The organism is Chromobacterium sp. FG89 (genome assembly GCF_057808735.1).
This window is the reverse complement of sequence record NZ_JBMDIQ010000013.1, coordinates 124454-147711: the sequence shown is the minus strand read 5'-3', so window position 1 is coordinate 147711 and position 23258 is coordinate 124454. Positions and strand designations below refer to the sequence as shown.

Sequence of the window (23258 nt, the reverse complement as noted above, 5' to 3'; positions counted from 1 at the left end):
GGAGGTAAAGTGTTTCCTGCGTCGAGTTTGAATGATTTGTTGGGTGAAGGCGTCTATGGCTTTTCTGAAAGAGAGGCTGTATATCTTGCGGCAGTTAAGTTTTGCGATGATATTTTTGATTCTGAGTGGAGGCTTGCAGAACGACATGGTTATACATCAGAGCACATTAGTCATATATTTTGGTGGGTGATGAACGAGGCTTGGGATGTCTACTGCCAAGTTAACGCGAATCTTCCGATTGCATGGTTGTCTATCGCCAAAAAAGCCTTGGAGTGGGATCACGTGCCGGTCAACTTTCACCCGTGGGCCTTGGCGATATTGGAGCATTTTGACCTGGAGCGTTATCATGCGGCCTATCATTTACCACGGGACGAGTACGAGGCGATTGCCCGTGATTTGCCGATAGTGCTGGAAGGTCTGCGCAATTATCCGGCGAAAAAGCTGACTGCGCCGATAGACGAGGATAATTGGGGTTATATCGATTATTAGAGGCTGAAGTTTCTGGTCGTGAAAGAGGGACGCCAATCCGGTACGCCGCTTTTTTACAGCTTAGCTTTGATTTGGCTAGTGATATGATGAGAGAGATGCCTCAGGAGGCTGGTGCCCATGTGTTCCTGCCGGCTACTAGATGGGTCTGGCGGAAAGGGTTAAAAATGAGGGTGTAAAGTGAGTAATAAAATAATTGAAGAATCATTTGGAAAAGATCGTGAAACATCCGGAGAGACATCATTGGAGAGTTGGTGGTGCTGCGTACTTTTTAATGAAATTTGACCGGGAGTTCGTGGTGGAGTTGTTGGCGAAGCATGGGAAGGTTTTAGCTGATTTTTCCAATAAATAGCTAGGGTTAGAGGCAAGGTGTTGGCTTATGTATGGAAACATTTGTTGGCGAGATTGAAAGTAAACTATGCGGCTTTTGTTTTGCTTAAAAATAAAAGATGGCATGGTCGCTAGGTGAGGTTATTTTGTGCGAAATCATTTTGGGTTGGATTTAGGTTGACTGTATTATGTCATGTGTGGATCGTTCCAGCTTGGGTTTCAATATGGCGCGCAGATTTTAATAAATTAGGTAGAGCTTGCTTGGCTATGAGGGGCGACTGGTTGTAGTCGTCAATATTTCACAGGGGTAGGCTTGATGGTGGAGAGGGTTTTTGAAACGGTTTACTTGGGATGCGCCAGTTATTTCATTTCAATCTTTGGCTGGAATTAAGTTGAGCACTCCGGTTGATGTTTTTGAAAGGAGTCTTGAGCGATATCGATTGGGTGGGGGTGATAGATTTCAGTTTGAGCATGGTCCTGTGTTAAGGCTGGAGAAATCAGACTCTTATGTTTTTTATGTGGAGGAATCATTTGGTGACTATGAAAGCCTAGATATTCTTTTGTTTGTGGCTGTTGAGCAAGGTGTAATTAGCTGCGTGGAGGCAAGGCTGCCTGGTGTTTGTGGGGAGGAGGGAGTTAATCCTGTCGCTGAAGCGGTTTGCTATAAAGGAAAATGGTTTGACTGTGGATTGGGCGAGGGTGTGCAGAAAATAGTTGATCATTGTGAGTTGTACTACGATTCGGCTGACGAGTCACATGTGCCAGACTCCAATGTAGGCGGGGTGTCTGTTATGACCAATTTTTTGGCTAATGTGGATATGTGTCCTGATCAATATGTGACCAGAATCTCCGTTTTCAAAGAAGCAATCAATGAAGATTGGCTGGAGGGGGCTAAAGAAGAGAAAAAGAGAATTAGGGAAAGTCGAGAGTGGAAGTGGCCGGGGGAGTGATGGTGTTACATGGTTAATTCTGATAAGAGTAGTTTCATTTGATTTGGCGGAAATAAAGGGTATGTAATTTAGTTGGGTAGTGTCGGTGTGTGAGGTGTGTGAGGTGTTTGCGGTGATTGCAATGATGGGGGGCTTATGTTTCCAGAGGTAAGGCTTAGTGATGTATTGATTGATCAGGTTTATAATTTTCCTGGTAGGAAATCACTTTATATTGAGTTTTTACAGTATTTTATTGATTTGTATGACTATCCAAGAGCGATAGCAGTCTGGAGTCAGTCAAGCGCTGAAGAAAGAAGTGATAGGTTGTGGTGGGTTATTAATGAGGCATGGGAGTCATATTGCAAGATCAATGAAAACCTCCCTGTTATATGGCTGGCTACCGCCAAAAAAGCCTTGGAGTGGGACCACGTGCCGATCAATTTTTACCCGTGGGCCTTGGCGATATTGGAGCATTTTGACCTGGAGCGTTATCATGCGGCCTATCATTTGCCTCGGGGCGAATACGAGGCGATTGCCCGTGATTTGCCGATAGTGTTGGAAAGTTTGCGCAATTATCCAGAGGAAAAGCTGACTGTGCCGATAGATGAGAGTATTTGGGGGTGTATTGATTATTGATGTGGGGGTAAGAACATTTTATCTGGTGAGTGTGTAGAGCATCTAGGTGCTGAAGACGTTATTTGATCAGAAGAGAAGCCTCAGCACATTTTAACAAATTTATAAAATGAATTTTTTCTGTGACGAGTAGATCATTGGCGAAGTCAGTGGGCGAATGGAAGAGGGTTGATGTTGACGTGCTTGTGGATGTGCTTGATTAGGGTGAGTGGCTTGCTCTGTTTTTGGATGGTGCATGTGCATCAATTATTTTTGCTTGTATAAGGTTAGTTAATAATTGCCTATTTGATGTTTTGGTAGTTGGGCTCTATGTCTGTATTTATTCAAAATAATATGGGGTTCTTGTCGGATTGATAGGAGGTGGGATTGTTGTTTACAAAAGATAGATGTTAAATAGGTGTTCGTTAAGTTGGCTTGCTATTTTTCAAATTGGCGGTGTGGTGTTTTGGGGCGTCATGAAGGGAGTGAAGGTCGATTCTTGAAGGAGGTGCTATGTTTCCAATGTCGTGCTTAGATGATTTGCTCGGAGATGAGATATACCTTTTTCCTCAAAGAAAAGTGGTATATTTTGATTTGTTGGTGTTTTATAAGAGGTTGTTTGATTCGGACTGGCGTCTGGCGGAGCGTGCAAGCTATACGCCTGAGCGTATTAGCGATATTTTTTGGTGGGGCATGAATGAGTCTTGGGAGTTTTACTGTAAGGTAAATGTGAATCTTCCCGTCGCATGGTTGGGGGTTGCCAAAAAAGCCTTGGAGTGGGATCACGTGCCGGTCAACTTTCACCCGTGGGCCTTGGCGGTATTGGAGCATTTTGACTTGGAGCGTTATCATGCGGCCTATCATTTGCCACGGGACGAGTACGAGGCGATTGCCCATGATTTGCCGATAGTGTTGGAAGGTCTGTGCAATTATCCAATGGAAAAGCTGGCTGCGCCGATAGACGAGGATAATTGGGGCTATATCGATTATTAGAGGCTGAAGTTTGCGGCCTTCTATGGCCATGAAAGCGGCGCGCCAACTTGGTGCGCCTTTTTTGCGCCATAACTATTGAGCCCTAGTGTCATGTTCTCCTGCTCCGTTTTGATGAGTCGGGTGTTTTTCATAGCATGCATGTACTAGTAGAATTCGTTGCTCTGAGCGTACAGCTTCTCAGTTGTTGAAGACTCTCTCCATGTGGCTGCTGGAGTATTGGGGGCTGGTGCTGATACTGAAGGGGTAATGAACTTGGCATTGGCTTAGCCGCAACAAGCGATATCAAGTGCAGATGGTAGAAATATCTGTAGCAGAAATGCTTGTTCGCAATGAGGGCGGCCAGAAGATATTTATTTCAGCTAGGTAGGTCACTTGTGGGCGATTTTGGAGATTTGTGTTAAGGAATGGTCATTTTCTACATGTTGTAGCTGGCACAGTTTTACTAAAAGGAGGTGGGTTCAATGGTTCTGAATGTTGATTGGCGGCCTGGATTTGGTTCAATATTTACCTGGTTTTGCATGGATAAGAATGGTCGAATAGGTATGATGGTTAATAATGGATTTGGGGATTTGCCCAGAAGCTTGTTGCAGCTAGATAATGTAGAAAGTCGCTTGGATGAACTGAATGAGTTGGTTTGGGGAGAGTCGGAGAAATTTCAGCACGACTTTCATCACCCTGAAGCAAATTATGAGTTGGTTTTTTATTCTAAGTACAATAATAGAGGGTTGGCTGATAGGGCTCAGGTGGAGGCGAACCTATTGCAGTCATTTGGCAGGGTTCCGGAAGGCTCAGATTTGAGTGTTTCAATTAAGCATGGATTCTATCTTTATCATGCGGTTGAGGGTGGTTTTCAGGGGGAGGATTTTCCCGTTGGCTACCAAGGCGAAGTTGAGATGGGGGATTATTTTAAATTTCTAGCACCGACAGTGAGTTCCTCCATTGATGATCTGCCCGCTGAGTTGAGGGGCGTTGTTTGTATTTCCGATATGGTGGACTTTGAAGTTAAAAATATGCTGAGCAATGTAGAGATTAATGATTTTTTTGTTCGTCAGTATTGTTAGCGGCTCTTAATTAAAAGGAGCATGTTGCTGATGAGGGGGTAGGTACCAATTTTTAGGAAGCAGGAATGATCTTCATGGCTTGCTCCTGATGTTGAGTTTTTATTGTGCTTGAGTTTGAGAAATGTGGGGAAATATTAGGTGATGCTGGCAAGGGGTGGGTGAAGGCATGGCCAGAAAGTGGTGTTCTAACTGTTGTAATTGAGTGAGAGGTAGTGGTTTTGTTTGATAGGTCTCTTGGGAGGGAAAGTGAAGACGAAATTGTTATTGCCATCAGCAAGTGAGGACGAAATTTTCTTGCTTGAGCGGGTTGTTCTTCAGTTGCAGGAGGACTATGGATGTTCTGAGGGAGACGCGCTTGATCTGGTAAATGGGTATTGTAGAAAATTTACTGACCCAGTGTTTTGCGCGAAATATGATTTATCCGTTCAAACAGGTGAATTTTTTTGCAGGGAAGAGTCTTTGTTAATGGCGGATAGAATTCAGTTTTATGAGGCTTTGGGCAATGAACCTGACGAGAGGGCGTTTACTCAATGGCATAGGGTGCAACGTTCTAAATAAAATGGAGTGATTGATGGCAGTATTAATTGAAGGAATATCGGCAGTTATTCGTTGTCGATCGATTGTTGAGAAGGTGTTTGGGGGAGTTGTGCATTTTATGCGGATGCTCCCAAATAAAACACTCCGCTCGGATGGTGAACTGGTATGCGTTCACTTTGTGAGTCCTCATGAGACGCGTAGTTATGTAGAAACTCTAAGTGGAATGGGCGGGCGATGATGGAGCCGCTGTGGATCTTGTGGTTGTTGATCAAATGCATGGGCCGATGGTTTCTTGTGACTGGTTAGGGTTCGGTTGCGCGGATTGGGATGATGATCCAAGGCAACCCGTTGCAGTTTGCTTTGTGCCTCCGGCTGTTAAAGCAAAAGTCATGGCGCCAGAAGGATGGCGTTATGCAGACTCTTTGAGTGCTAATGGCAAGTTTGTGGCTGGCGTTGATGCTCCATCAAATTTGGTGTTTTTGCGACAAGATGATGGTGTGGATGTGTTTGTAGATAGAGAAACAGGAAAGGAGTTCTTTCTTCCAAAACTTAAAAGGTAGCTGTGTGCATGATCTGGATTTTGAGTGGCTGAAGATTATTTACATAAAAATAGTCCGTGAGGATTTGAATGTGATTCGCTACTTTTTACGCCTTGGCAGAAGAGTGTGAACTGTTGAAAATAATAGGATTGAAACGAGGCGAGAAGGTGGTCGCTGAATTTGGAGATTATCTTCCATTTAAATTTTATTTGACTGATGGAGAGAATTGTAATTGTGTTTATTGGAGGTTGGGTAATTTTAAGAGTTCATTAATTGAAATAGGGGTTGATCGAAAAAGTGGGGTGGTGGCCAGCTTTTCTTTGGTGATTTTTGATTGTTTTGAGCGTGGAGTTCCTGAGCTGAGTACTTCATTGCGAGAAGAGGTTGGAGTGCCATGCTTTTCCGTTGATTGGTGGCATGAAGAGATGCTTTTGGATGAGAGGGCTGAGGTCCGGGTTTTCTATGATTTAAATAAGATAATGATTGCTTGGGCTGATGTTGATACGACGGAGTGGATTGCCGTGTCTGATTGTGTTGAATTTGGGGTTGGATTTTCAGGAAGGCTTTGCTGGGTTTGTGTAAGAGGGTTGCCCGAGAAAAGTCTTAGCGGTTTGTCTTTGTTTCAGAGTGCAAAGTAGTTTGTGAATTTATTGCTGGGCCTGGCTGCAGACGTGATAATTTTCATGGCGGCTTTAGGAGGGGTCTTGGTGTTTTTGCAAGTGATGAAAGTGATATGCGTTGCCGGGTGTGCAAAGCTTTTATTTTAATCATTGGGTGCTCATTTTTTTTGTGGTGTAGTGGGGGTGAATGTTAAGGAGGGCCTTGGTTTGCTCATTATTAATTTTTTGCGGATGGTAAGTGTTTTTTGAGCTGTTTATTTCTAAAGTGCTAGTGGCACAGGTGTCGTCGATGCGCGATCCTGGGACTTGGCGCTTGCATGAGCCGAATGCTCTAAAATCTTATGTCCCACAAATTCAAAAAGGAGGGCTTTAGAATGGATGGGTTCAGTTATCTGGAAGAGGAAAGAGCGTCGCAGGTTTTTAAGCGTCTGCTTGAGGCAATAACCGTGAGGGGGTGGTTTTTCTCTGGGCCGTATGTGAAAGGAATTGATCAAGTATTATTTGTGTCATTTCATGTTCACCCGGATGATGCGACCCATATGTATGATTTGATTTCAGTGGCGGCAAAGGAAGAGTGTGCCGGTGTTTTTTGGAACTTTAAAAGAGTAATGCAGAATAGATTTTTTTTGTGCCATGATATATTGAGCCATGCTTATGAAGTGCCGGGTGAGTTTGGTTTGCTTGAAGAGGAAGTGTTGAAACAGCACCCGGATCTGGGTGTTCGTGCAGCCCAGAGCCTGAAGTTGCTGAGTAAAAAAATATATTCAGATTTTAAAAAATCAGGTAGGTCGCCTTTTGATTGTGTTGAGCGAGTGTGAATTGTTTCTGCGAGTTGTTCAGGTCTTGTTGTTTTGTAAGCGGATAAGGTTCGGAGAGGTGGGGTAAATGTTGAGGGTTGATGAGGGTGAGTTGGACTATTCGGTTGAGCGAATTTGCATTTATGCTGGGGCGCCTTTTAGTGGTGTTGCATACGAAGAGATAAAGGATGTCTTAATCAGCGAGGCTATGTATGTGGATGGTCTGCTAGATGGGACGGTCAAGATCTGGTATTCCTCTGGCAAGCCGTTTAAAGAAGAGTCGTATCGCAGGAATTATTTGCATGGATGCTGCGTTGAGTGGTTTGAGCATAGCGGGGTGAAGATCGCTTGTAGCTATGAGTGTGGAATTTTGATCGAAAGAAAAGAGTGGGATGTGAAGGGGGGCTTAATTAGCGAGTATGGCTTGAACCCATCAGCAGAAGGTTATGAATTGCTGGAGATTCGTCGGCATATGTGGAGCGAGGGCCGGCTCTAAGTTAGATATGTGGTGTGAGCTAGCATGTTGTAGGTAAGTGGTGGGGTGAGGGAGTGTGTCCTAGGGTGGTGCTACCTATTGGGGCGCTGCAGGAATGATTAATTTTGCAATGAGAAGCCGTGATTCCAGAAAAAAAGGTGGATTTTGAGTGTTATCGTACTTATGCAGCAGTGTTAAAGACAGTTGACTCTGAGTTTTCAAGAGGTGCTAGTTTTGGCTACGACCTTGGTCAGCAGTTTGCGTATGCTTATGATGAATTAGAGAGGCCGTGTAAACTTGGGTCGCAGTTCAGAAGGGTGGCTATTTATACTGCATTGTTTAAGCGGGTGAGAAGTATAAGTGATGGATTTACAGTAGATGATCCATTTGATCGGGATGTGTTGCATGAGCTCAAGGATATTTATATGGGTGTGGATGAGCAGTTTTTTGAAACCTACCATGAAGAGGCGGATGGGCTGAGGGAGGATGTGGAGTTGATTAGAGAAGTGTTTTTAACAAAGTTAGGCTGATTGAATTGCTGGGATTGATGTTTTTAAATGGGCGGGAATTTGAAAGCGGCGCGCCAATCCGGCGCGCCGCTTTTTTACGCCTTAGCTATTGCGGCTGGGCGTCTTGCCTTCCAGCTCGGTTTTGGCGACTTGCGCGCGTTGCATCGCGTGCACGCTGTCCACGTGCTGGAAGACGTCGCAGCGCAGCGCGCCCAGTACCATCAACTGCTCCGCGTAGTTGAAGAAACCCACCCAATAGCCGCGGGCGTGGTGAGGGTCGCGGAAGTCGATGTCGTAGGCGATCTTGCCGAGCAGGCCCTTGTTGTGGCGGTCCAGATTGTCTTTCAGGTACTGGGCCAAGTGGGCGGCACATTCGCGGCCGTAGGCGCATGCGTCCACGTAGTCGTCGGCGGGCGGCATCTGCCAATGGTGGGGCTGGCCGCGTTGCGGCAGGTGGCGGACGAAGGGCAGCTGCGTGGCCTGGGTTTCGTGAGGCTTGGGACGGTAATGACGGCGCGGGGGAAGTTCATGAGACATTTGCTATCTCCTTGAAGATGCTAAGTGGCCCGTTTTCCGGTTCCAGTCGGGTGGCGGGAGCGAGATCACAGGCTGGAACTCCGGCTCTTCAAGAAACCGGTACGGCGTTGGCCGCACCTATGATCCGCCCCCGCCGTACTGGCGCGCGCGTCTCATCGGCATTGCCTGTTGCGGGCAATGCCTGTTCTCGAAGAAACATGGGGTTCCAGTCCCAGTGCCGGATGTGGGTCGGCACGCAGGCGATTGTGGCGGCGCGGGCGGGGCGGGTCAAGGGCACGCGGCCGCCGAGTTTTGGGCTTGGGCTTGCGGCCAAGCCGCCCCGGTCCCAGCCGCCGGCGATACGGCAGATGCTGGGCGGGGCTTTAGGACGGGCTTAGCCGGCGCGCTTGCCCAGGGTGATCCGGCGCTGGGCGAAGGTTTCCCGGCTCAGGCGGATGGAGTCGTAATGACGGCGGCTGAGACGGGCGCCGCCGGCGCGGCGCAGCGACAGCCCCAGCGTGCTTTGGTCGCTGGCTTCGCGTTCGCCGGATAAGGTTTGGGCGGCGGCCTGGCAGGCGGCTTGCCGGCGGGTGGCGGCCGGGTGCGCCTGGTAGGCGTTGCTGGCCTGTTCCAGCGCTTTGCGCAGCAACTGCGGTTTGGTCTGCTCCAGCGCGTCGGCTATTTGGTCCGCCGTGGCGCGTATCAACTCCTGAAGCGCCTGCTGTTGCAGCGGGCGTTTGTTGCTGCAATCCAGCCCTGCCTGCTGGCTGAGTTGCTCCAGTTGCTGGCTGAGGGTGCTGACGCCGCCCTGGCGAAAGCGCTCGGCTTGTTGCGGGTAGAGTTGGGCGGCGGCGGCGATCATGGCTTCGCGGTAAGCCTGGATCAGGGCCTTGGCGTCCGCGCCGGGCATCCTGGCCAGGTCGCGGCGCGCCATGTCTTCGGTGTGGGCGTCGATGAAGGCGTGCACTTCGCGGGCTTGGTGATTGTGCAGCAGTTGGCGCCAGGTATTGAGCGGTTGCTGGTTAAGCCAGTGGGCGAAGCGTTGCTGGGCGGGTTTGAACGCCGGGTCCACGCCGGCCGGCGCGGCGGTGGCGAAGCGGCGTCTGGCTTGGTTCAGCGCGCTGTCGTGGGCGCGGGAGCGAGCGGCGCTTGGGCTGGGCGCGGCGCGCAGCAGGGCGGCGTTGGCGTCGCTGTTCTGCGCGCGTTTGAGTTCGCCGGCCAGCGCGGTTTGCGGCGGAGTGTCCGGGTCCGCGGAACCGCGCGGGTGAATGCAGCTGAGCAATAGGTCTGAAATTTTCATAAGCGCTCCTGAGGCGGGATGGGCGGCGTTTAGCGCCGCCTTTTTGTTGGTGCGGCGCAGTGTGCCCAAACCCGGGAGCGTTCAATATAAAGAAATGGCCATGTCCCCGGCATGCGCTCAGAGCAGCATCACCAGCTTGTACTCCGGCGCCTGGGCCAGTTTGAGGGTGATTTGCTGGTGCTCGATGCGGCCGGCGCTGGGGTGGTGGAACACGCGGCTGCCGCCTTCGCGGCCCTGCACGTCCTGCTGTTGCCAGTATTGGCGAAATTCCGGGCTTTTCGCTTCCAGCGCCGCAATCATCGCGGCCATGGCGGGCTGATTCAGCCGCGGGCTGAGATCGGCGCGCAGTTCTGCGACGATGCGGCCGGCGCGCTCCGCCCATTGGTCGATGAAGCTGCGCGCTTCCGGGGCCAGGAAGATGAAGTCCAGCAGGCTGCGGCTGGCGTCCGGCCGGCCCAGCCAGTCGCGGAACAGCCTTTGGGCCGGCGGGTTCCAGGCCACGGCGCGCCATTCGGCGTCCAGTACGTAGGCGGGGGAATCGATATGGGCGGTGGCCTGCTTTAACAGCGCCTTGGCCTGTTCGGACGGGCCGCGCCATTCCGGCTCCGGGTCTTTGAGGCCTGCCAGATTGAACAGGTAGTCGCGCTCGGCGGCGGTCAGGCGCAGCGCCTCGGCTAGCCGGGCCAGGGTGGGCGCGGACACGGATTGGGTGCGGCCTTGTTCTATCCAGGTCAGCCAGGTGGTGCTGATGTCGCACAGCGCGGCCACTTCTTCGCGGCGCAGGCCTTTGGCGCGGCGGCGCTGGCCGGGCGGCAGGCCGGCTTGTTCCGGGCTCAGGCGCTCGCGGTGGGCGCGGATGAATTGGCCCAGCGGCGCGCTGTCTTTGCTGGCGGTCATGGGCGTAGGGCTCTGGGTATTAGTATCGCTACTAGTATAAGCAACTGGCTTGTTGCCGGGAAAGTTTGGCTCCAAGATAAGTCCACGGAGCAGAGCCTTGTGCCCGGCGCGCGGAAACCCGCGGCGCCGGCGGCAGTCTCAAGTTGAATAACCGGATTCGAGCAAACACCATGACCGCACAGACCTTGTACGACAAATTATGGAACAGCCACGTGGTGCGCCAGGAGGCGGACGGCACAGCCTTGCTGTACATCGACCGCCACCTGGTGCATGAGGTGACCAGCCCGCAGGCGTTCGAGGGGCTGAAGCTGGCGGGCCGCCCGCTGTGGCGCGTGGATTCGGTGGTGTCCACCGCGGACCACAACACGCCCACCGATCATTGGGACGAGGGCATCAAGGACCCGATCTCGCGCCAGCAGGTGGAAACGCTGGACGCCAACATCAAGGCCTTCGGCGCGCTGGCGTATTTCCCGTTCAAGGACAAGGGCCAGGGCATTGTGCATGTGATGGGGCCGGAGCAGGGCGCCACGCTGCCGGGCATGACGGTGGTGTGCGGCGACAGCCACACGTCCACCCACGGCGCTTTCGCCGCGCTGGCGCATGGCATCGGCACCTCCGAGGTGGAGCATGTGATGGCCACGCAGTGTCTGGTGGCCAAGAAATCCAAGAATATGCTGGTGCGGGTGGACGGCAAGCTGGGCCGCGGCATCACCGGCAAGGATGTGGCGCTGGCCATCATCGGCAAGATCGGCACCGCCGGCGGCACCGGCTATGCGATCGAGTTCGCCGGCGAGGCCATCGAGAGCCTATCTATGGAAGGCCGGATGAGCTTGTGCAATATGGCGATCGAGGCCGGCGCGCGTTCGGGCATGGTGGCGGCGGACCAGAAGACCATCGATTATGTAAAAGGCCGGCCGTTTGCGCCTAAAGGCGAGCAGTGGGAGCAGGCGGTGGCGTATTGGCGCACTTTGCGTTCCGATCCGGGCGCCGTATTCGACGCGGAAGTGGTGCTGCGCGCGGAGGAGATTCTGCCGCAAGTGACCTGGGGCACTTCGCCGGAGATGGTGGTGGATATCGACGGCGCGGTGCCGGACCCGGCGCGGGAAAGCGATCCGGTGAAGAAAAGCGGCATCGAGCGCGCGCTCAGCTATATGGGTTTGCAGGCCAACACCCCCATCCACGACATCGCGGTGGACATCGTCTTCATCGGCTCCTGTACCAATAGCCGCATCGAGGATTTGCGCGAGGCCGCCAGCGTGGCCAAGGGCCGCCACAAGGCCGCCAATGTGAAGCAGGTGCTGGTGGTGCCGGGCTCCGGCCTGGTGAAGGCGCAGGCCGAGGCCGAGGGCCTGGACCAGGTGTTCCTGGCCGCCGGCTTCGAGTGGCGCGAGCCGGGCTGCTCGATGTGTCTGGCGATGAACGCGGACCGGCTGTTGCCGGGCGAGCGCTGCGCGTCCACGTCCAACCGCAATTTCGAGGGCCGTCAGGGGCAGGGCGGCCGCACGCATCTGGTCAGCCCGGCGATGGCGGCGGCCGCCGCCGTCACCGGTCATTTCGTCGATGTGCGTTCGTTGTAACCGTTCCAAGGAGAGAATCATGCAAAAACTGCTGTTGTTGGTACTGGCCGCGCTGACCCTGAGCGCTTGCAATACGGTGAAGGGCGTGGGCCAGGACGTGTCCAAGGGCGGGCAGGCGATTGAAAACGCCGCCAAGGACGTGTCCAACAAAATGTGATGCGGCGGCCCGCCCCCGGCGTCCGCCGGGGCGGTTGTCTCCTCGCACTCTCTAATGAAGGCGGGCGCTAGCGCCCGGAAACGGCATTGACGATGAAAGCATTTACCACCCTGACCGGTTTGGCCTGTCCCTTGGACCGCGCCAATGTGGATACCGACGCCATCATTCCCAAGCAGTTCTTGAAATCCATCAAGCGCTCGGGCTTCGGTCCCAATCTGTTCGACGAATGGCGTTACCTGGATCACGGCGAGCCGGGCATGGACAACAGCAAGCGGCCGCTGAACCCGGACTTCGTGCTCAACCTGCCGCGCTATCAGGGCGCGCAGGTGTTGCTGGCGCGCGAGAACTTCGGCTGCGGCTCCAGCCGCGAGCACGCGCCGTGGGCGCTGGACGACCAGGGCTTCCGCGTGGTGATCGCGCCCAGTTTCGCCGACATCTTCTTCAACAACTGCTACAAGAACGGCCTGCTGCCCATCGTGCTGGCGGCGGACGCGGTGGATCAGCTGTTCCGCGAATGCGCGGCCGCCGAAGGCTATCAGCTGACCGTGGACCTGGCGGCGCAGACGGTGAGCACGCCGGCCGGGCAGGTGTTCTCCTTCGACATCACCGAGCACCGCAAGCACTGCCTGCTGGGCGGCCTGGACGAGATTGGCCTGACCTTGCGGCACGCGGACGAAATCAAGGCTTTCGAAGCCAAGCGCCGCGGCGAGCAGCCGTGGCTGTTCGCCTGAACGGCGGCCGGCGATGAGCGCGCTACAGCAGGGCGGCCACGCGCATAAGCAGCACGTGGAGCAGCAGTTCGGCGGTCAGGCCGCCGCCTATCTGAGCAGCCAGGTGCATGCGGAAGGCGCGGAGTTCGCCGAGCTGCGCCAAGCGGCGGCGGAGCATGGCGCGGCGCGGGTGCTGGACCTGGGCTGCGGCGCCGGCCATGTCGGCTTTCAGGTGGCGGAGGCGGCGCAGGAGGTGGTGGCTTACGATCTGTCGGCCGCCATGTTGGAGGTGGTGGCGGCGGAAGCGGCCCGGCGCGGCCTGGACAATCTGAGCACGCGCCAGGGCGCGGCGGAGCGGCTGCCTTTTGCCGACGGCGATTTCGATCTGGTGTTCAGCCGCTATTCCGCCCATCACTGGGGCGATGTGGGCCTGGCGCTGCGCGAGGCGCGGCGCGTGCTGAAGCCGGGCGGCCGGTTGGCGCTGATAGACGTGATGTCGCCGGGGCAGCCCTTGCTGGACACGCATCTGCAGGCGGTGGAGGTGCTGCGGGATTCCAGCCACGTGCGCGATTACAGCGCCGGAGAATGGCTGGCGATGCTGGCCGAGGCCGGCTTCGCGGTGGACAGCCTGCGCCGCCAGCGGCTGCGGCTGGCCTTCGACGCCTGGACCGCGCGCATGCGCACGCCGCCGGAGATGGCCGCGGCCATCCGCCTGCTGCAGCAGCGCATGGGCCGGGAGGTGCGCGATTATTTCGCCATCGAGGCGGACGGCAGTTTCAGCGCCGACGTGATGGTGTTGTGGGCCAGAACATGAACGCCGCCCGCGGCGACGGCCGGCGCGGCGCGATGGCCTGGTTGCATCGCCATCCCTGCTGGGCCTTCGCGCTGCTGGGCTTGAGCTTTCTGGTGTTCGGCGCGGGCACGGTCAATCTGGCCCTGTTGTTGCAATTGAATTTCAAGCTGTGGCTGGACGCCGGCTGGCAGGCGGCGATGGACGGCGCGTTGCGCCAATTGCTGGAACTGCTGGCGTCCGGCTATGCCGCGATGGCGGCTTATATCGTATTCAAATGTTGCGAGCGGGTGCTGGTGGAGCGGCTGACCCGGCGCGGTCCTCAAGACTGAAAAGGAAAACAGTATGAAAATCGCCATTCTGCCGGGTGACGGCATCGGTCCGGAAATCATCGCCCAGGCGCAGCGCGTGCTGGAAGTGCTGCGCAAGGACGGTCTGCCCATCGAAACCGAACAGGCGCCCTTGGGCGGGGCCGGCTACGACGCCTTCGGCCAGCCGTATCCGGAGTTCACCCAGAAGCTGTGCCGCGAATCCGACGCGGTGCTGCTGGGCGCGGTGGGCGGCCCGGCCTACGACAAGCTGGAGCGTCCGCTGCGGCCGGAGCGCGGCCTGCTGGCCATCCGCAAGGATTTGAACCTGTTCGCCAACCTGCGCCCGGCCATCCTGTATCCGGAACTGGCCAACGCCTCCACGCTGAAGCCGGAAGTGGTGTCCGGCCTGGACATCATGATTGTGCGGGAGCTGACCGGCGACATTTACTTTGGCCAGCCGCGCGGCATCGCCGTCAACGAGCTGGGCGAGCGCGAGGCCTACAACACCATGCGCTATAGCGAGGGCGAGGTGCGCCGCATCGCCCATGTCGCCTTCGGCATCGCGATGAAGCGCGACAAGCGCTTGTGCTCGGTGGACAAGGCCAATGTGCTGGAAACCACCGAGTTCTGGAAAGAGGTGATGATAGACGTGGCCAAGGAGTATCCGCAGGTGGAGTTGTCCCATATGTACGTGGACAACGCGGCGATGCAACTGGTGCGCAATCCCAAGCAGTTCGACGTGATGGTGACCGGCAATATCTTCGGCGACATCCTGTCGGACGAGGCCTCGATGCTGACCGGCTCCATCGGCATGTTGCCGTCGGCCTCGCTGGACGAAAACAACAAGGGCCTGTACGAGCCCTCGCACGGCTCGGCGCCGGACATCGCCGGGCAGAATCTGGCCAATCCGCTGGCCACCATCCTGTCCGCGGCGATGATGCTGCGCTACACCTTCGGCCTGGAAGACGCGGCGCAGCGGGTGGAAAACGCAGTGAAAACCGTGCTGGCGCGCGGCCTGCGCACCGCCGACATCTACGAGGCCGGCTGCGAGAAGGTCAGCTGCTCGGCGATGGGGGATGCGGTGGTGTCGGCGCTGTAAATGGCAGTGGTCCGCCCGGCTTGCGCCGGGCGAACCATCTGTTCTGATTTGAATACAATAAAAACGAAATACCCCATTGCCTGACGCTTTATCGCGCTGCACAATGGGGTGACAACATTACAGCCGCCCGCCGCACTGGCGGGCGCGACGATTTGACAGACAGATACCAGGAGAGACCCAGTGAGAGTAGGTTTTGTTGGCTGGCGCGGCATGGTGGGTTCCGTGCTGATGCAGCGCATGCGCGAAGAGAACGATTTTGCGGCGATCGCCGAGCCGGTGTTCTTCACCACCTCCAATGTGGGCGGCAAAGCCCCCGACATCGGCCGCGACGCCCCGGCGCTGAAAGACGCGAAGGACATCGCCGAACTCAAGACCATGGACGTGATCGTCACCTGCCAGGGCGGCGATTACACCAATGAAGTCTATCCGCAGCTGCGCGCCGCCGGCTGGAACGGTTACTGGGTGGACGCGGCTTCCGCGCTGCGCATGGAAGACAATGCCATCATTATCCTGGACCCGGTCAATAAAGCGGTGATCGAGCAGGGCCTGGCGCGCGGCGTCAAGGACTACGTCGGCGGCAACTGTACCGTGTCGCTGATGCTGATGGCGCTGGGCGGCCTGTTCCAGAACGATCTGGTGGAGTGGGCCACCTCCATGACCTATCAGGCCGCCTCCGGCGCCGGCGCGCAGAATATGCGCGAACTGCTGTCTGGCATGGGCGCGATCAATGCCCAGGTATCCGGCCTGCTGGCGGACCCGGCGTCCGCCATTCTGGACATCGACCGCAAAGTGTCGGACTTCCTGCGCGCGGACGATTTCCCCAGCCAGAACTTCGGCGTGCCGCTGGCCGGCAGCCTGATCCCTTGGATAGACAAGGACCTGGGCAACGGCCAATCCAAGGAAGAATGGAAGGGCGGCGTGGAAACCAACAAGATCCTGGGCCGCTCCGCCAACCCGGTGCCGGTGGACGGCTTGTGCGTGCGCGTGGGCGCGATGCGTTGCCACAGCCAGGCCTTGACCATCAAGCTCAAGCGCGATGTGCCGCTGGACGAGATCGAAGCCATGCTGGCCGCCGCCAATCCCTGGGCCAAAGTGGTGCCCAATACCCGCGAGGCCTCGATGGCCGAGCTGACCCCGGCGGCGGTGACCGGCACGCTGGCCACGCCGGTGGGCCGCCTGCGCAAGATGGCGATGGGCGGCGAATACCTGTCCGCCTTCACCGTGGGCGACCAACTGCTGTGGGGCGCGGCCGAACCGCTGCGTCGCATGTTGCGTATCCTGATCGAGCGCTGACAGGGTAGAATGGCGGCAGCCTGGGGCTCGCCTTGGCGAGCACCTACTGCCGAGCCGCGCGTCAAACGCGCGGCCTAGTTGAAAAGGGCACTGAGGTGCCCTTTTTTGCGCGCGGTATTCTGTTTGCAATGATTGATTGAGAAAGTAAAGCGATGTCGAACTCTATTCAGCTCGCCGTAGTCGGCGCCACCGGCCTGGTGGGCCAGGCGGTACTGGAACTGCTGGCCCAGCGCCAATTGCCCGTTGGCCGGGTCTTTGCCGTGGACGCGGCGGACAAGGAAGGCGAGACCGCCGCCTACGGCAATCTGGAGCTGGACGTGCATCCCATCGACGGTTTCGCCTTTGAAAACGTGGCGCTGGCCATCTTCGCGGCCGGCAGCGAGCTGGCGCGCGAGTACGCGCCGTTGGCGCGCGCGGCAGGCGCGGCGGTGGTGGATTTCAGCTCCGCCTTCCGCGAGGACGACAGTGTCCCGCTGGTGATTCCCGCCATCAACGGCGCCTTGCTGGCGGACGCAGGCGAAGCCGCGCTGGCCGCCGCGCCCAATTGCACGGTGACGCCGCTGGCGCTGGCGCTGGCGGCGCTGCGCCCGTTGGGCTTGCAGCGCGTGTCGGTGGCTACCTATCAATCGGTGTCCGGCAGCGGCCAGGCGGCGATGGAAGAGCTGGCGGATCAGACCACGGCGCTGTTCTCCCAGCGCGAGACCGAAAGCCGGGTCTACGACAAGCGCATCGCTTTCAACGTGTTGCCGCAGATCGGCGCGCTGGACGCGGACGGTACGTCCGAAGAAGAGCGCTCGGTGGAGTGCGAATTGACGCGGCTGCTGGATCTGCCGCAGTTGCAAGTGGAGGCCACCTGCGTGCGCGTGCCGGTATTCTTTGGCCACGCCTGGGCGGTGAACGCGGCATTCGAACATGAATTTGACATGGAGCAAGCGCGCAAACGTCTGCTTGCGGCAGGCTTGCAAGTGGTGGCCGTGGACAAGCTGGGCGGCTATGTGACGCCGATGGAAGCTACCGGCAACGAGGCGGTGTGGGTCAGCCGCCTGCGCGGCAAGGGCCGGACGCTGAGTTTCTGGCTGGCCGCCGACAATGTGAAGGCCGGCGCCGCGCTCAATTGCGTGAATATCGCCGAAACCCTGTTAAAGCAGAATGGCTTGATCTAATCCGGCGGTTTGGCTGAAGCCGCGTATCGCGCGGACAGAGGGCGGCATTCGCGAGAGTGCCGCCCTGTTTCATGGCTGCGGCGGAAATCGCGGGTAAACGGCGTCATTATGAAATCTAGCTAAAAACAGCCGCAGGGCCTAAGATTGCAACAGTTACCGTCTGCGCCCGCTGGGCCAGCGCAAATAAAATCAAGATAAACCGTGCCGGAAGGTTGACAGTGACACATCAGGCAAAAATCAGAATCGGCGTTCTGGCGGTGGCTTTGGCCTGCTCCGCCAGCGCCTGGGCAGGGCTGGGGAAAATCAACGTCAGGTCCAATCTGGGCGAGCCGTTCCGCGCCGATATCGAATTGACCGGGGTAAGGGCGGCGGAACTGGAGAGTGCGAGGATAGGGCTGGCCGGGGCGGATACGTTTCAGGATTTGAACGTCGATTACGCCACGGTGCTCAATATGCTCCGCTTCAGCGTGGCGCCCAGCTCGCGCGGCGCTATGATACGCATCAGTTCTTCCGGCCCCATCAACGACCCCTATCTGCGCTTCGTGGTGGAGGCCAAGACCTCGTCGGGACGCGCGGTGCGCGAGTACACCGTGCTGTTGGACCCCAGCAATTACTCTATGGCCTCGCCGTCCGCCAACATCGTGCAGGACGTGCCCAGCTACGCAGACAACAATCTGTCCAGCCGCTACCGCGGCAACGTCGCGCCCATTGCGCGGCCGCAGCCCGGCATTCTCAAAGTGAAGTCCGGCTCCACCCTGCGCGGCCTGGCCGGCAAGGTGAGGCCGCGCGGCGCCACGCTGGACCAGACCATGGCCGCGCTGGCCCAGGCCAACCCCGACGCCTTTGTCGACGGCGACGTCAGCCGCCTCAAGCTGGGCGCGGTGCTGAAAGTGCCGACCAGCCGCAAGATCAAAGCCCTGAGCGCCGCTCAGGTGGCCAGCATTCTGGGCGGCCAGCCCGCTGCGCCGGCGGGCGAAGCCAAGGCCGGCTCCGATGTGCTGAAGCTGGTGCCCAGCGAGCCGGGCGGCGGCAAGCTGACCGATCTCGAACAGCAAGTGGCGGCGCGCGAGCAGGCGCTGAAAAACGCGGAGGCGCGCATCAGCGCGCTGGAAGAGCAATTGAAGGCCTTGCAGGCCGGCAAGCCTTTGCCGGCCATGCCCAGTTCCAGCCCCAGTGCCGTTCCGGCCGCGGCCGAGCCGACGGCGGCCAGCGCTCCCGCGCACGCCGCCAGCGCGCCGGCCCCGGCGCCCGCGGCCAAGCCCGCCCCGGCGGAGCACAAGCCCGCGGCCAAGCCGGCGGCGGCGCCTCCGACGCCGGAACCTTCGCTGCTGGATAAAGTGATAGACCATCTGCCGCTGGTGGGCGGCGGCGTGGCCGGCCTGGGCCTGTTGGGCGCTCTGGGCCTGCTGCTGGCGCGCCGGCGCAAGGGCGGCAAGCCCTTGTCGCTGTCCGCCAACAATACCAGCGCCGCTCTGAGCCGCGGCGCGTCTTCCGGCATGGAGCCGCCGTCGGTGGGCGGCGGCCATTCCTTCATGAGCAACTTCACCCAGGCGGCCGGCGCCATCGACGCGGCCGAAGTCGACCCGGTGGCGGAAGCCGAGGTGTACATCGCCTACGGCCGCGACGTGCAGGCCGAGGACATCCTCAAGGACGCGCTGGCCAAAGATCCGTCGCGCCAGGAAGTCAGGCTGAAGCTGATGGAGATCTACGCGGCGCGGCCGGACGTCGCCAGCTTTGAAAAACTGGCGCGGGAAATGCACGCCACCTTCGACGGCCATGGTCCGATCTGGGCCAAGGCAGCGGCGATGGGGCGCTCGATAGACCCGACCAACTCTTTGTACTTGTCGGACGGCGAGGGCGAGGACATCGAAGCCGCGCCCGCGCCGACGTCGCCCCCGGGCGGCATCGATCTGGACCGGGAATTGTTCGGCGAGCCCGAGGCCGCGCCGACGGAGCCGGCCGCCGCGCCTGAACCGGTCGCCGCGCCGGAAGCGGCCGCGCCCGAGGACGATCCCTTGGCCGCGCTGTTCGCCGAACCTCAGGTCGAGGAGGAGAAGGCGGAGGAAGCCAATCTGCTCAATTTCGATCTGGACACGGAACTGACGCCGCCCGCGGCCGAACCCAAGCCGGAGCCCGCGCCCGCGGTGCCAGCGCCGGCGGAAAACAATTTGCTGGACTTCGACTTCAATCTGGAAGGCATGGCGGCGGAAGCGCCGGCCGCAGCGGAAGCGCCGGCGCCGCAAGCGGCCCCGCCCGCGGGCTTCGAGTCCCTGTACGAGGACATGTTGGCGGAAACGCCGGCCGCCGAGGCGGAAGCCCCTGCGGCGGCGCAGGCCGAAGGCATGTCGGTGCTGGACGACCCGCTGGCCACCAAGCTGGACCTGGCCAAGGTATATCTGGACATGGGAGACCGCGACGGCGCCAAAGAAGTATTGCAGGATCTGATCGCCGAGGCGCAGGGGCCGCTCAAGGCGGAGGCCGAGGCCTTGCTGGCCACGATCAGCGCCTGAGATAGAGGCTGAAAGCCGGTTCAAGGTCTCGCGAGCCAAGGCGACAACGGCTGAGAAAGCAGGTGTCCGCTTGGCGCATGAGGATTGCGAAGCGGCGCTCGTCGTGAACGTCCGACGCGGCGCTGCGGACATGGGGCAGCTTCAAAGGCAATGAGCGGCGGGATGGAGTCACTCCTCCCGCCGCTTGACGATCTCGCGCCGGTGCGTGGTTTTTAGGCGAAAAACCGGAAAATGTGTGGCTTTTTTGGCCATTGCCTGGATGCAATGAGGCGGGGACGCCCGATTTATCCTCGCTAAGTGGTTGTTGTATAGTTTCGTTGCAATAATTAAAACGTTATAAGGGCCTGTCGAGACCCGGCTGCCGGCCAAGGCAAGCGGCGCGGCGGCTTCGAAGAATGAGGGTGGGGAAATTCGTTCATGTCTTTCAAGACACGCATGAGTCAAATCGCGTCGCTGCTGGCCGGTCTTGGTCTGGCGGCGGCCGCTACGGCCGGCTTGGGGCCGATCCGGGTGTTGTCCGCCGATGGCGAGCCTTTCCTAGCGGAAATTCCGGTGGTGGACGAGGAGCCCTCCGACAATGTGCTGGTGGGCCTGGCGGATCGCAACCGCTATCCGCTGTTGTCCACTTATAGCGGTTCCGCCGGCAGCCTGCAGTTTTCCATCGTCCGTAAACCGGACGGCAATGTTCAGAAAATCCAGGTCAAGGGCGCCGCCAGTTATCCGGAGCCGCTGCTGCGCTTCGCCGTGGATCTGAGTTGGCCGGCCGGCCGGCTGGTGCGCGAGTTCGAAGTGGATTATCGGCGAGACGGCCCGCGCAACAAGCCCGCGCCGGCGCGGGAGGAGGGCAAGAAGCCGCTGGCTGGCGTCGACGCCTCGCCGCGGCTGGATTCCTTGGGCCTGAGCGACGCCCGCTTGCGTTCCCGTCTGGGCGAACCCTTGCTGTTGGAGCTGACTTTGCAGGGCAGCGCCTTGGATCAGGCGGACCCGCCGCGGCTGGCCTTGTTCGCTGTGGCGGCGCAGGGCGAGCCCAACGCCCAGCAAGTGCGCCTGGTGGCTTCCATCGTGCCCCACGTCGAAAAAGTGGCCAAGGGCCGCTTTAATGTGCAATTGCGCACCGAGCAGCCGGTGACCGAGCCGATGCTGGCCTTCCGGCTGGAGGTGGCGGCGGGCAAGCTCAAGGCGCAGAAAAACTACTCGGTGTTGCTGGACCCCCATTCGGCGGTCAAGCCGGCCCCCGTCGCCAAGACGCAGGGTTTGAAAGTGTACCGGGTGCTCAAGGGCGACACGCTGTCCGGCATCGCCAGCCGCGTGCGCGGCGGCGGGGAGTCGGGCGCGGTGGCGCAGCAACTATTGCAAGGCAATCCCGAGGCCTTCATCGCCGGAGACGCCAACCGCCTGCGCGCCGGCGTGGCGCTGGAATATCCATCGGAGTGGCAACTGCGCGGCCAGAGCGCCGCCCGCGCTGCGGAGCCTAAGCGGCCGGCGGTTTCGCCCGAGGCCCGCGCGGCTGAGAAAAGCGCGCCGCAAGACAGCAAGCCCCAGGCGCGAGCGCCGCAGGAGCATCAGCCGCCGGCGCAGAAGCCCCCGGAACGCAAGCCGCCGGAAGCCGCGCGGCAGGAACACAAGCCGCCGGAATCCAAACCGCAGGAGCACAAACCCGTAGAGGCCAAATCGGCGGCCAAGCCGGCCGCTCCGCTCGCGCCGGCGCATCCGCCTGTCGCCAAGGAAGCGTCCAAACCGGCTCCGGCGGCGGAAGCCCCGAGGCAAGCGGCCGCGCCGTCGCAGCAGGAGAGGCATTTGCAGCAGATGCTGCAGCGGCAAGACCAGGCCCTGCAGCAAGCCGAGCAGCGGGCCAAGGCGCTGGAACAGAAAATCCAGGATTACCAGCGCCAGGCGGCGGCCAAGGCCGCGCCGGCCCCAGCGCCGGCGGAAAGAGAGCCCGGCCCCGAGTCCGCGCCGGAGCCCAAGGTCGAGACCAAGCCGGAACCCAAGCCGGAACCCAAGCCGGAACCCAAGCCGGAACCCAAGCCGGAACCCAAGGTGGCGGCCGTCAGTTCCATGCCGGTCGCGGCGGCGTCCGCGCCGCAGGCGGCGACGGCGGAACACGCGGAGAAGCCTCCGGTTGTCGAAGCGGCCGCTCAGCACGAGCCGCCGCCGGCCAAACCCGTCGACAGCAAGGCTACGCCGGTCACGGCGGCGGCCAATGGCTGGACGGACGAATTGGCCGCGGCCTTGTCCGACGAGTCCATGCGCTGGAAGCTGGGCGGGGCCGCGGCGGCGCTGGGCCTGGTGGCCTTGCTGCTGGCGCGGCGCAAACGCAAGGGCGGCGGCAAGGACGAGCCTGCCGCGCCGGCCTTGAGCGGCACGGCGGCGGGCGCGTCGATGTTGGGGCCGTTGACGACCTTGATGAGCTCCTTGAAGAAGGGTGACGGTATCGACCTATCCTCGGTGGACCGGGTGGCCGAAGCCGACGTCTACCTGGCCTACGGCCGCGATGACCAGGCTTTGGAGATTCTGCGCGAAGGCTTGGCTCACGAGCCGATGCGGCAGGATTTGCGCTACAAATTGCTGGAAGTCTTGTCCACCCAGCAGGACAAGCAGATGTTCATCGCCGAGGCCACCACCGCCAAGGGCGTGTTCGGCAAGGACAGCACCTTATGGATGAGGGTGTGCGAAATCGGCCAGACCGTCGCGCCAGGCCATCCGCTGTTCGCCCAGGCCAAGCCCGAGCCAGCGGCGGATGCGCCGCCGCCCGCGGCCGCCGAGCCTGCGCCTGTAGCCGCTCCCGCGGCCCCCGTCGCGGCAGCGCCCACACCGGCACCCGCGCCCGTCGCGGCAGCACCGACGCCCGCGCCGGCAGCCGCGGCGAGCCCGGACGAGGAGAAAATGGAGTTGGCCAAGCTGTATCTGGAGATGGGCGACAAAGAAACCGCGGACGCCTTGATGAAGGAGGCCGGCCGCTAAAGCGCCGGTCGCGCCCGCGCGCATGGAAGAGGTCGGTCGCGCTTGACGCGAGCCGGCCTCTTTTCGTTTTGCTTCGACGGCGT

Annotated in this window: 24 protein-coding genes; 21 read left to right on the top strand and 3 right to left on the bottom strand. The window is 58.9% G+C overall.

Annotation, left to right across the window (positions count from 1 at the left end):
- Nucleotides 1-9 precede the first annotated feature (9 nt).
- The 11 genes from ACODRW_RS14655 to ACODRW_RS14605 all read left to right on the top strand — a co-directional run bounded on the left by ACODRW_RS14655 (nt 10) and on the right by ACODRW_RS14605 (nt 7909).
- Nucleotides 10-489: a hypothetical protein gene (locus ACODRW_RS14655; protein WP_488906060.1), complete on the top strand. Its 480-nt coding sequence runs from the start codon at nt 10-12 to the stop codon at nt 487-489.
- Nucleotides 490-1148: 659 nt separating this feature from the next.
- Nucleotides 1149-1766 (top strand): hypothetical protein, encoded by a 618-nt coding sequence (locus tag ACODRW_RS14650; protein WP_488906059.1) that lies wholly within the window; start codon nt 1149-1151, stop codon nt 1764-1766.
- 135 nt (nt 1767-1901) lie between these two features.
- A complete protein-coding gene (locus tag ACODRW_RS14645; protein ID WP_488906058.1) occupies nt 1902-2381 on the top strand; it encodes a hypothetical protein in 480 nt (159 codons plus the stop codon).
- Between the two features lie 489 nt (nt 2382-2870).
- Nucleotides 2871-3350: a hypothetical protein gene (locus tag ACODRW_RS14640; RefSeq protein ID WP_488906057.1), complete on the top strand. Its 480-nt coding sequence runs from the start codon at nt 2871-2873 to the stop codon at nt 3348-3350.
- 461 nt (nt 3351-3811) lie between these two features.
- On the top strand, nt 3812-4411 hold the full coding sequence (locus ACODRW_RS14635) for a hypothetical protein (protein ID WP_488906056.1): 600 nt from the start codon (nt 3812-3814) through the stop codon (nt 4409-4411).
- 246 nt (nt 4412-4657) lie between these two features.
- On the top strand, nt 4658-4969 hold the full coding sequence (locus ACODRW_RS14630) for a hypothetical protein (RefSeq protein ID WP_488906055.1): 312 nt from the start codon (nt 4658-4660) through the stop codon (nt 4967-4969).
- Between the two features lie 197 nt (nt 4970-5166).
- Nucleotides 5167-5508: a hypothetical protein gene (locus ACODRW_RS14625; RefSeq protein WP_488906054.1), complete on the top strand. Its 342-nt coding sequence runs from the start codon at nt 5167-5169 to the stop codon at nt 5506-5508.
- A gap of 113 nt (nt 5509-5621) precedes the next feature.
- A complete protein-coding gene (locus ACODRW_RS14620) occupies nt 5622-6125 on the top strand; it encodes a hypothetical protein (protein ID WP_488906053.1) in 504 nt (167 codons plus the stop codon).
- A 356-nt stretch (nt 6126-6481) separates the two neighbouring features.
- The gene (locus tag ACODRW_RS14615) at nt 6482-6925 is read left to right on the top strand and encodes a hypothetical protein (RefSeq protein WP_488906052.1); all 444 of its coding nucleotides are present in this window, start codon (nt 6482-6484) and stop codon (nt 6923-6925) included.
- A 67-nt stretch (nt 6926-6992) separates the two neighbouring features.
- Nucleotides 6993-7400, top strand: coding sequence for a toxin-antitoxin system YwqK family antitoxin (locus tag ACODRW_RS14610; RefSeq protein WP_488906051.1), 408 nt, complete (start codon nt 6993-6995; stop codon nt 7398-7400).
- A gap of 119 nt (nt 7401-7519) precedes the next feature.
- Nucleotides 7520-7909 (top strand): hypothetical protein, encoded by a 390-nt coding sequence (locus tag ACODRW_RS14605; protein ID WP_488906050.1) that lies wholly within the window; start codon nt 7520-7522, stop codon nt 7907-7909.
- 81 nt (nt 7910-7990) lie between these two features.
- Here ACODRW_RS14605 and ACODRW_RS14600 read toward each other — a convergent pair whose 3' ends face one another.
- From ACODRW_RS14600 to ACODRW_RS14590, 3 genes are all read right to left on the bottom strand, one after another.
- Nucleotides 7991-8425 (bottom strand): hypothetical protein, encoded by a 435-nt coding sequence (locus ACODRW_RS14600; protein ID WP_488906049.1) that lies wholly within the window; start codon nt 8423-8425, stop codon nt 7991-7993.
- A 373-nt stretch (nt 8426-8798) separates the two neighbouring features.
- Nucleotides 8799-9704 (bottom strand): hypothetical protein, encoded by a 906-nt coding sequence (locus ACODRW_RS14595; RefSeq protein ID WP_488906048.1) that lies wholly within the window; start codon nt 9702-9704, stop codon nt 8799-8801.
- 117 nt (nt 9705-9821) lie between these two features.
- The gene (locus tag ACODRW_RS14590; protein WP_107798728.1) at nt 9822-10601 is read right to left on the bottom strand and encodes a helix-turn-helix transcriptional regulator; all 780 of its coding nucleotides are present in this window, start codon (nt 10599-10601) and stop codon (nt 9822-9824) included.
- 170 nt (nt 10602-10771) lie between these two features.
- On the opposite strand from ACODRW_RS14590, the gene leuC reads away from it, so the two are divergent.
- The 10 genes from leuC to ACODRW_RS14540 all read left to right on the top strand — a co-directional run bounded on the left by leuC (nt 10772) and on the right by ACODRW_RS14540 (nt 23175).
- Nucleotides 10772-12178: a 3-isopropylmalate dehydratase large subunit gene (leuC, locus tag ACODRW_RS14585; protein ID WP_235089036.1), complete on the top strand. Its 1407-nt coding sequence runs from the start codon at nt 10772-10774 to the stop codon at nt 12176-12178.
- A gap of 19 nt (nt 12179-12197) precedes the next feature.
- Nucleotides 12198-12335: an entericidin A/B family lipoprotein gene (locus tag ACODRW_RS14580; protein ID WP_081544472.1), complete on the top strand. Its 138-nt coding sequence runs from the start codon at nt 12198-12200 to the stop codon at nt 12333-12335.
- Between the two features lie 92 nt (nt 12336-12427).
- Nucleotides 12428-13066, top strand: coding sequence for a 3-isopropylmalate dehydratase small subunit (gene leuD / locus ACODRW_RS14575; RefSeq protein ID WP_235089035.1), 639 nt, complete (start codon nt 12428-12430; stop codon nt 13064-13066).
- A gap of 13 nt (nt 13067-13079) precedes the next feature.
- A complete protein-coding gene (locus ACODRW_RS14570; RefSeq protein WP_488906047.1) occupies nt 13080-13859 on the top strand; it encodes a class I SAM-dependent methyltransferase in 780 nt (259 codons plus the stop codon).
- Nucleotides 13856-14167 carry a hypothetical protein gene (locus ACODRW_RS14565; RefSeq protein WP_488906046.1) on the top strand — a complete coding sequence of 104 codons (312 nt, stop codon included), beginning with the start codon at nt 13856-13858 and terminating at the stop codon, nt 14165-14167. The genes ACODRW_RS14570 and ACODRW_RS14565 overlap by 4 nt, the downstream gene beginning before the upstream one ends.
- 13 nt (nt 14168-14180) lie before the next feature.
- Nucleotides 14181-15245, top strand: coding sequence for a 3-isopropylmalate dehydrogenase (leuB, locus tag ACODRW_RS14560; protein ID WP_043592101.1), 1065 nt, complete (start codon nt 14181-14183; stop codon nt 15243-15245).
- Nucleotides 15246-15425: 180 nt separating this feature from the next.
- The gene (asd, locus tag ACODRW_RS14555; protein ID WP_227103618.1) at nt 15426-16538 is read left to right on the top strand and encodes an aspartate-semialdehyde dehydrogenase; all 1113 of its coding nucleotides are present in this window, start codon (nt 15426-15428) and stop codon (nt 16536-16538) included.
- A 152-nt stretch (nt 16539-16690) separates the two neighbouring features.
- Nucleotides 16691-17701 carry an aspartate-semialdehyde dehydrogenase gene (locus ACODRW_RS14550; protein ID WP_488906045.1) on the top strand — a complete coding sequence of 337 codons (1011 nt, stop codon included), beginning with the start codon at nt 16691-16693 and terminating at the stop codon, nt 17699-17701.
- A 218-nt stretch (nt 17702-17919) separates the two neighbouring features.
- A complete protein-coding gene (locus tag ACODRW_RS14545) occupies nt 17920-20211 on the top strand; it encodes a motility hub landmark protein FimV (RefSeq protein ID WP_488906044.1) in 2292 nt (763 codons plus the stop codon).
- Between the two features lie 435 nt (nt 20212-20646).
- Nucleotides 20647-23175: a type IV pilus assembly protein FimV gene (locus ACODRW_RS14540; RefSeq protein WP_488906043.1), complete on the top strand. Its 2529-nt coding sequence runs from the start codon at nt 20647-20649 to the stop codon at nt 23173-23175.
- The last annotated feature ends 83 nt before the right edge of the window (nt 23176-23258 follow it).

Bases quoted from the DNA above. Each gene is read 5' to 3' on its own strand.
- ACODRW_RS14645 (WP_488906058.1), top strand. From the start codon at position 1,902: ATGTTTCCAGAGGTAAGGCTTAGTGATGTATTGATTGATCAGGTTTAT.
- ACODRW_RS14640 (WP_488906057.1), top strand. From the start codon at position 2,871: ATGTTTCCAATGTCGTGCTTAGATGATTTGCTCGGAGATGAGATATAC.
- ACODRW_RS14635 (WP_488906056.1), top strand. From the start codon at position 3,812: ATGGTTCTGAATGTTGATTGGCGGCCTGGATTTGGTTCAATATTTACC.
- ACODRW_RS14615 (WP_488906052.1), top strand. From the start codon at position 6,482: ATGGATGGGTTCAGTTATCTGGAAGAGGAAAGAGCGTCGCAGGTTTTT.
- ACODRW_RS14610 (WP_488906051.1), top strand. From the start codon at position 6,993: ATGTTGAGGGTTGATGAGGGTGAGTTGGACTATTCGGTTGAGCGAATT.
- ACODRW_RS14600 (WP_488906049.1), bottom strand. From the start codon at position 8,425: ATGTCTCATGAACTTCCCCCGCGCCGTCATTACCGTCCCAAGCCTCAC.
- ACODRW_RS14595 (WP_488906048.1), bottom strand. From the start codon at position 9,704: ATGAAAATTTCAGACCTATTGCTCAGCTGCATTCACCCGCGCGGTTCC.
- ACODRW_RS14590 (WP_107798728.1), bottom strand. From the start codon at position 10,601: ATGACCGCCAGCAAAGACAGCGCGCCGCTGGGCCAATTCATCCGCGCC.
- leuC (WP_235089036.1), top strand. From the start codon at position 10,772: ATGACCGCACAGACCTTGTACGACAAATTATGGAACAGCCACGTGGTG.
- ACODRW_RS14580 (WP_081544472.1), top strand. From the start codon at position 12,198: ATGCAAAAACTGCTGTTGTTGGTACTGGCCGCGCTGACCCTGAGCGCT.
- leuD (WP_235089035.1), top strand. From the start codon at position 12,428: ATGAAAGCATTTACCACCCTGACCGGTTTGGCCTGTCCCTTGGACCGC.
- ACODRW_RS14570 (WP_488906047.1), top strand. From the start codon at position 13,080: ATGAGCGCGCTACAGCAGGGCGGCCACGCGCATAAGCAGCACGTGGAG.
- ACODRW_RS14565 (WP_488906046.1), top strand. From the start codon at position 13,856: ATGAACGCCGCCCGCGGCGACGGCCGGCGCGGCGCGATGGCCTGGTTG.
- leuB (WP_043592101.1), top strand. From the start codon at position 14,181: ATGAAAATCGCCATTCTGCCGGGTGACGGCATCGGTCCGGAAATCATC.
- ACODRW_RS14550 (WP_488906045.1), top strand. From the start codon at position 16,691: ATGTCGAACTCTATTCAGCTCGCCGTAGTCGGCGCCACCGGCCTGGTG.
- ACODRW_RS14540 (WP_488906043.1), top strand. From the start codon at position 20,647: ATGAGTCAAATCGCGTCGCTGCTGGCCGGTCTTGGTCTGGCGGCGGCC.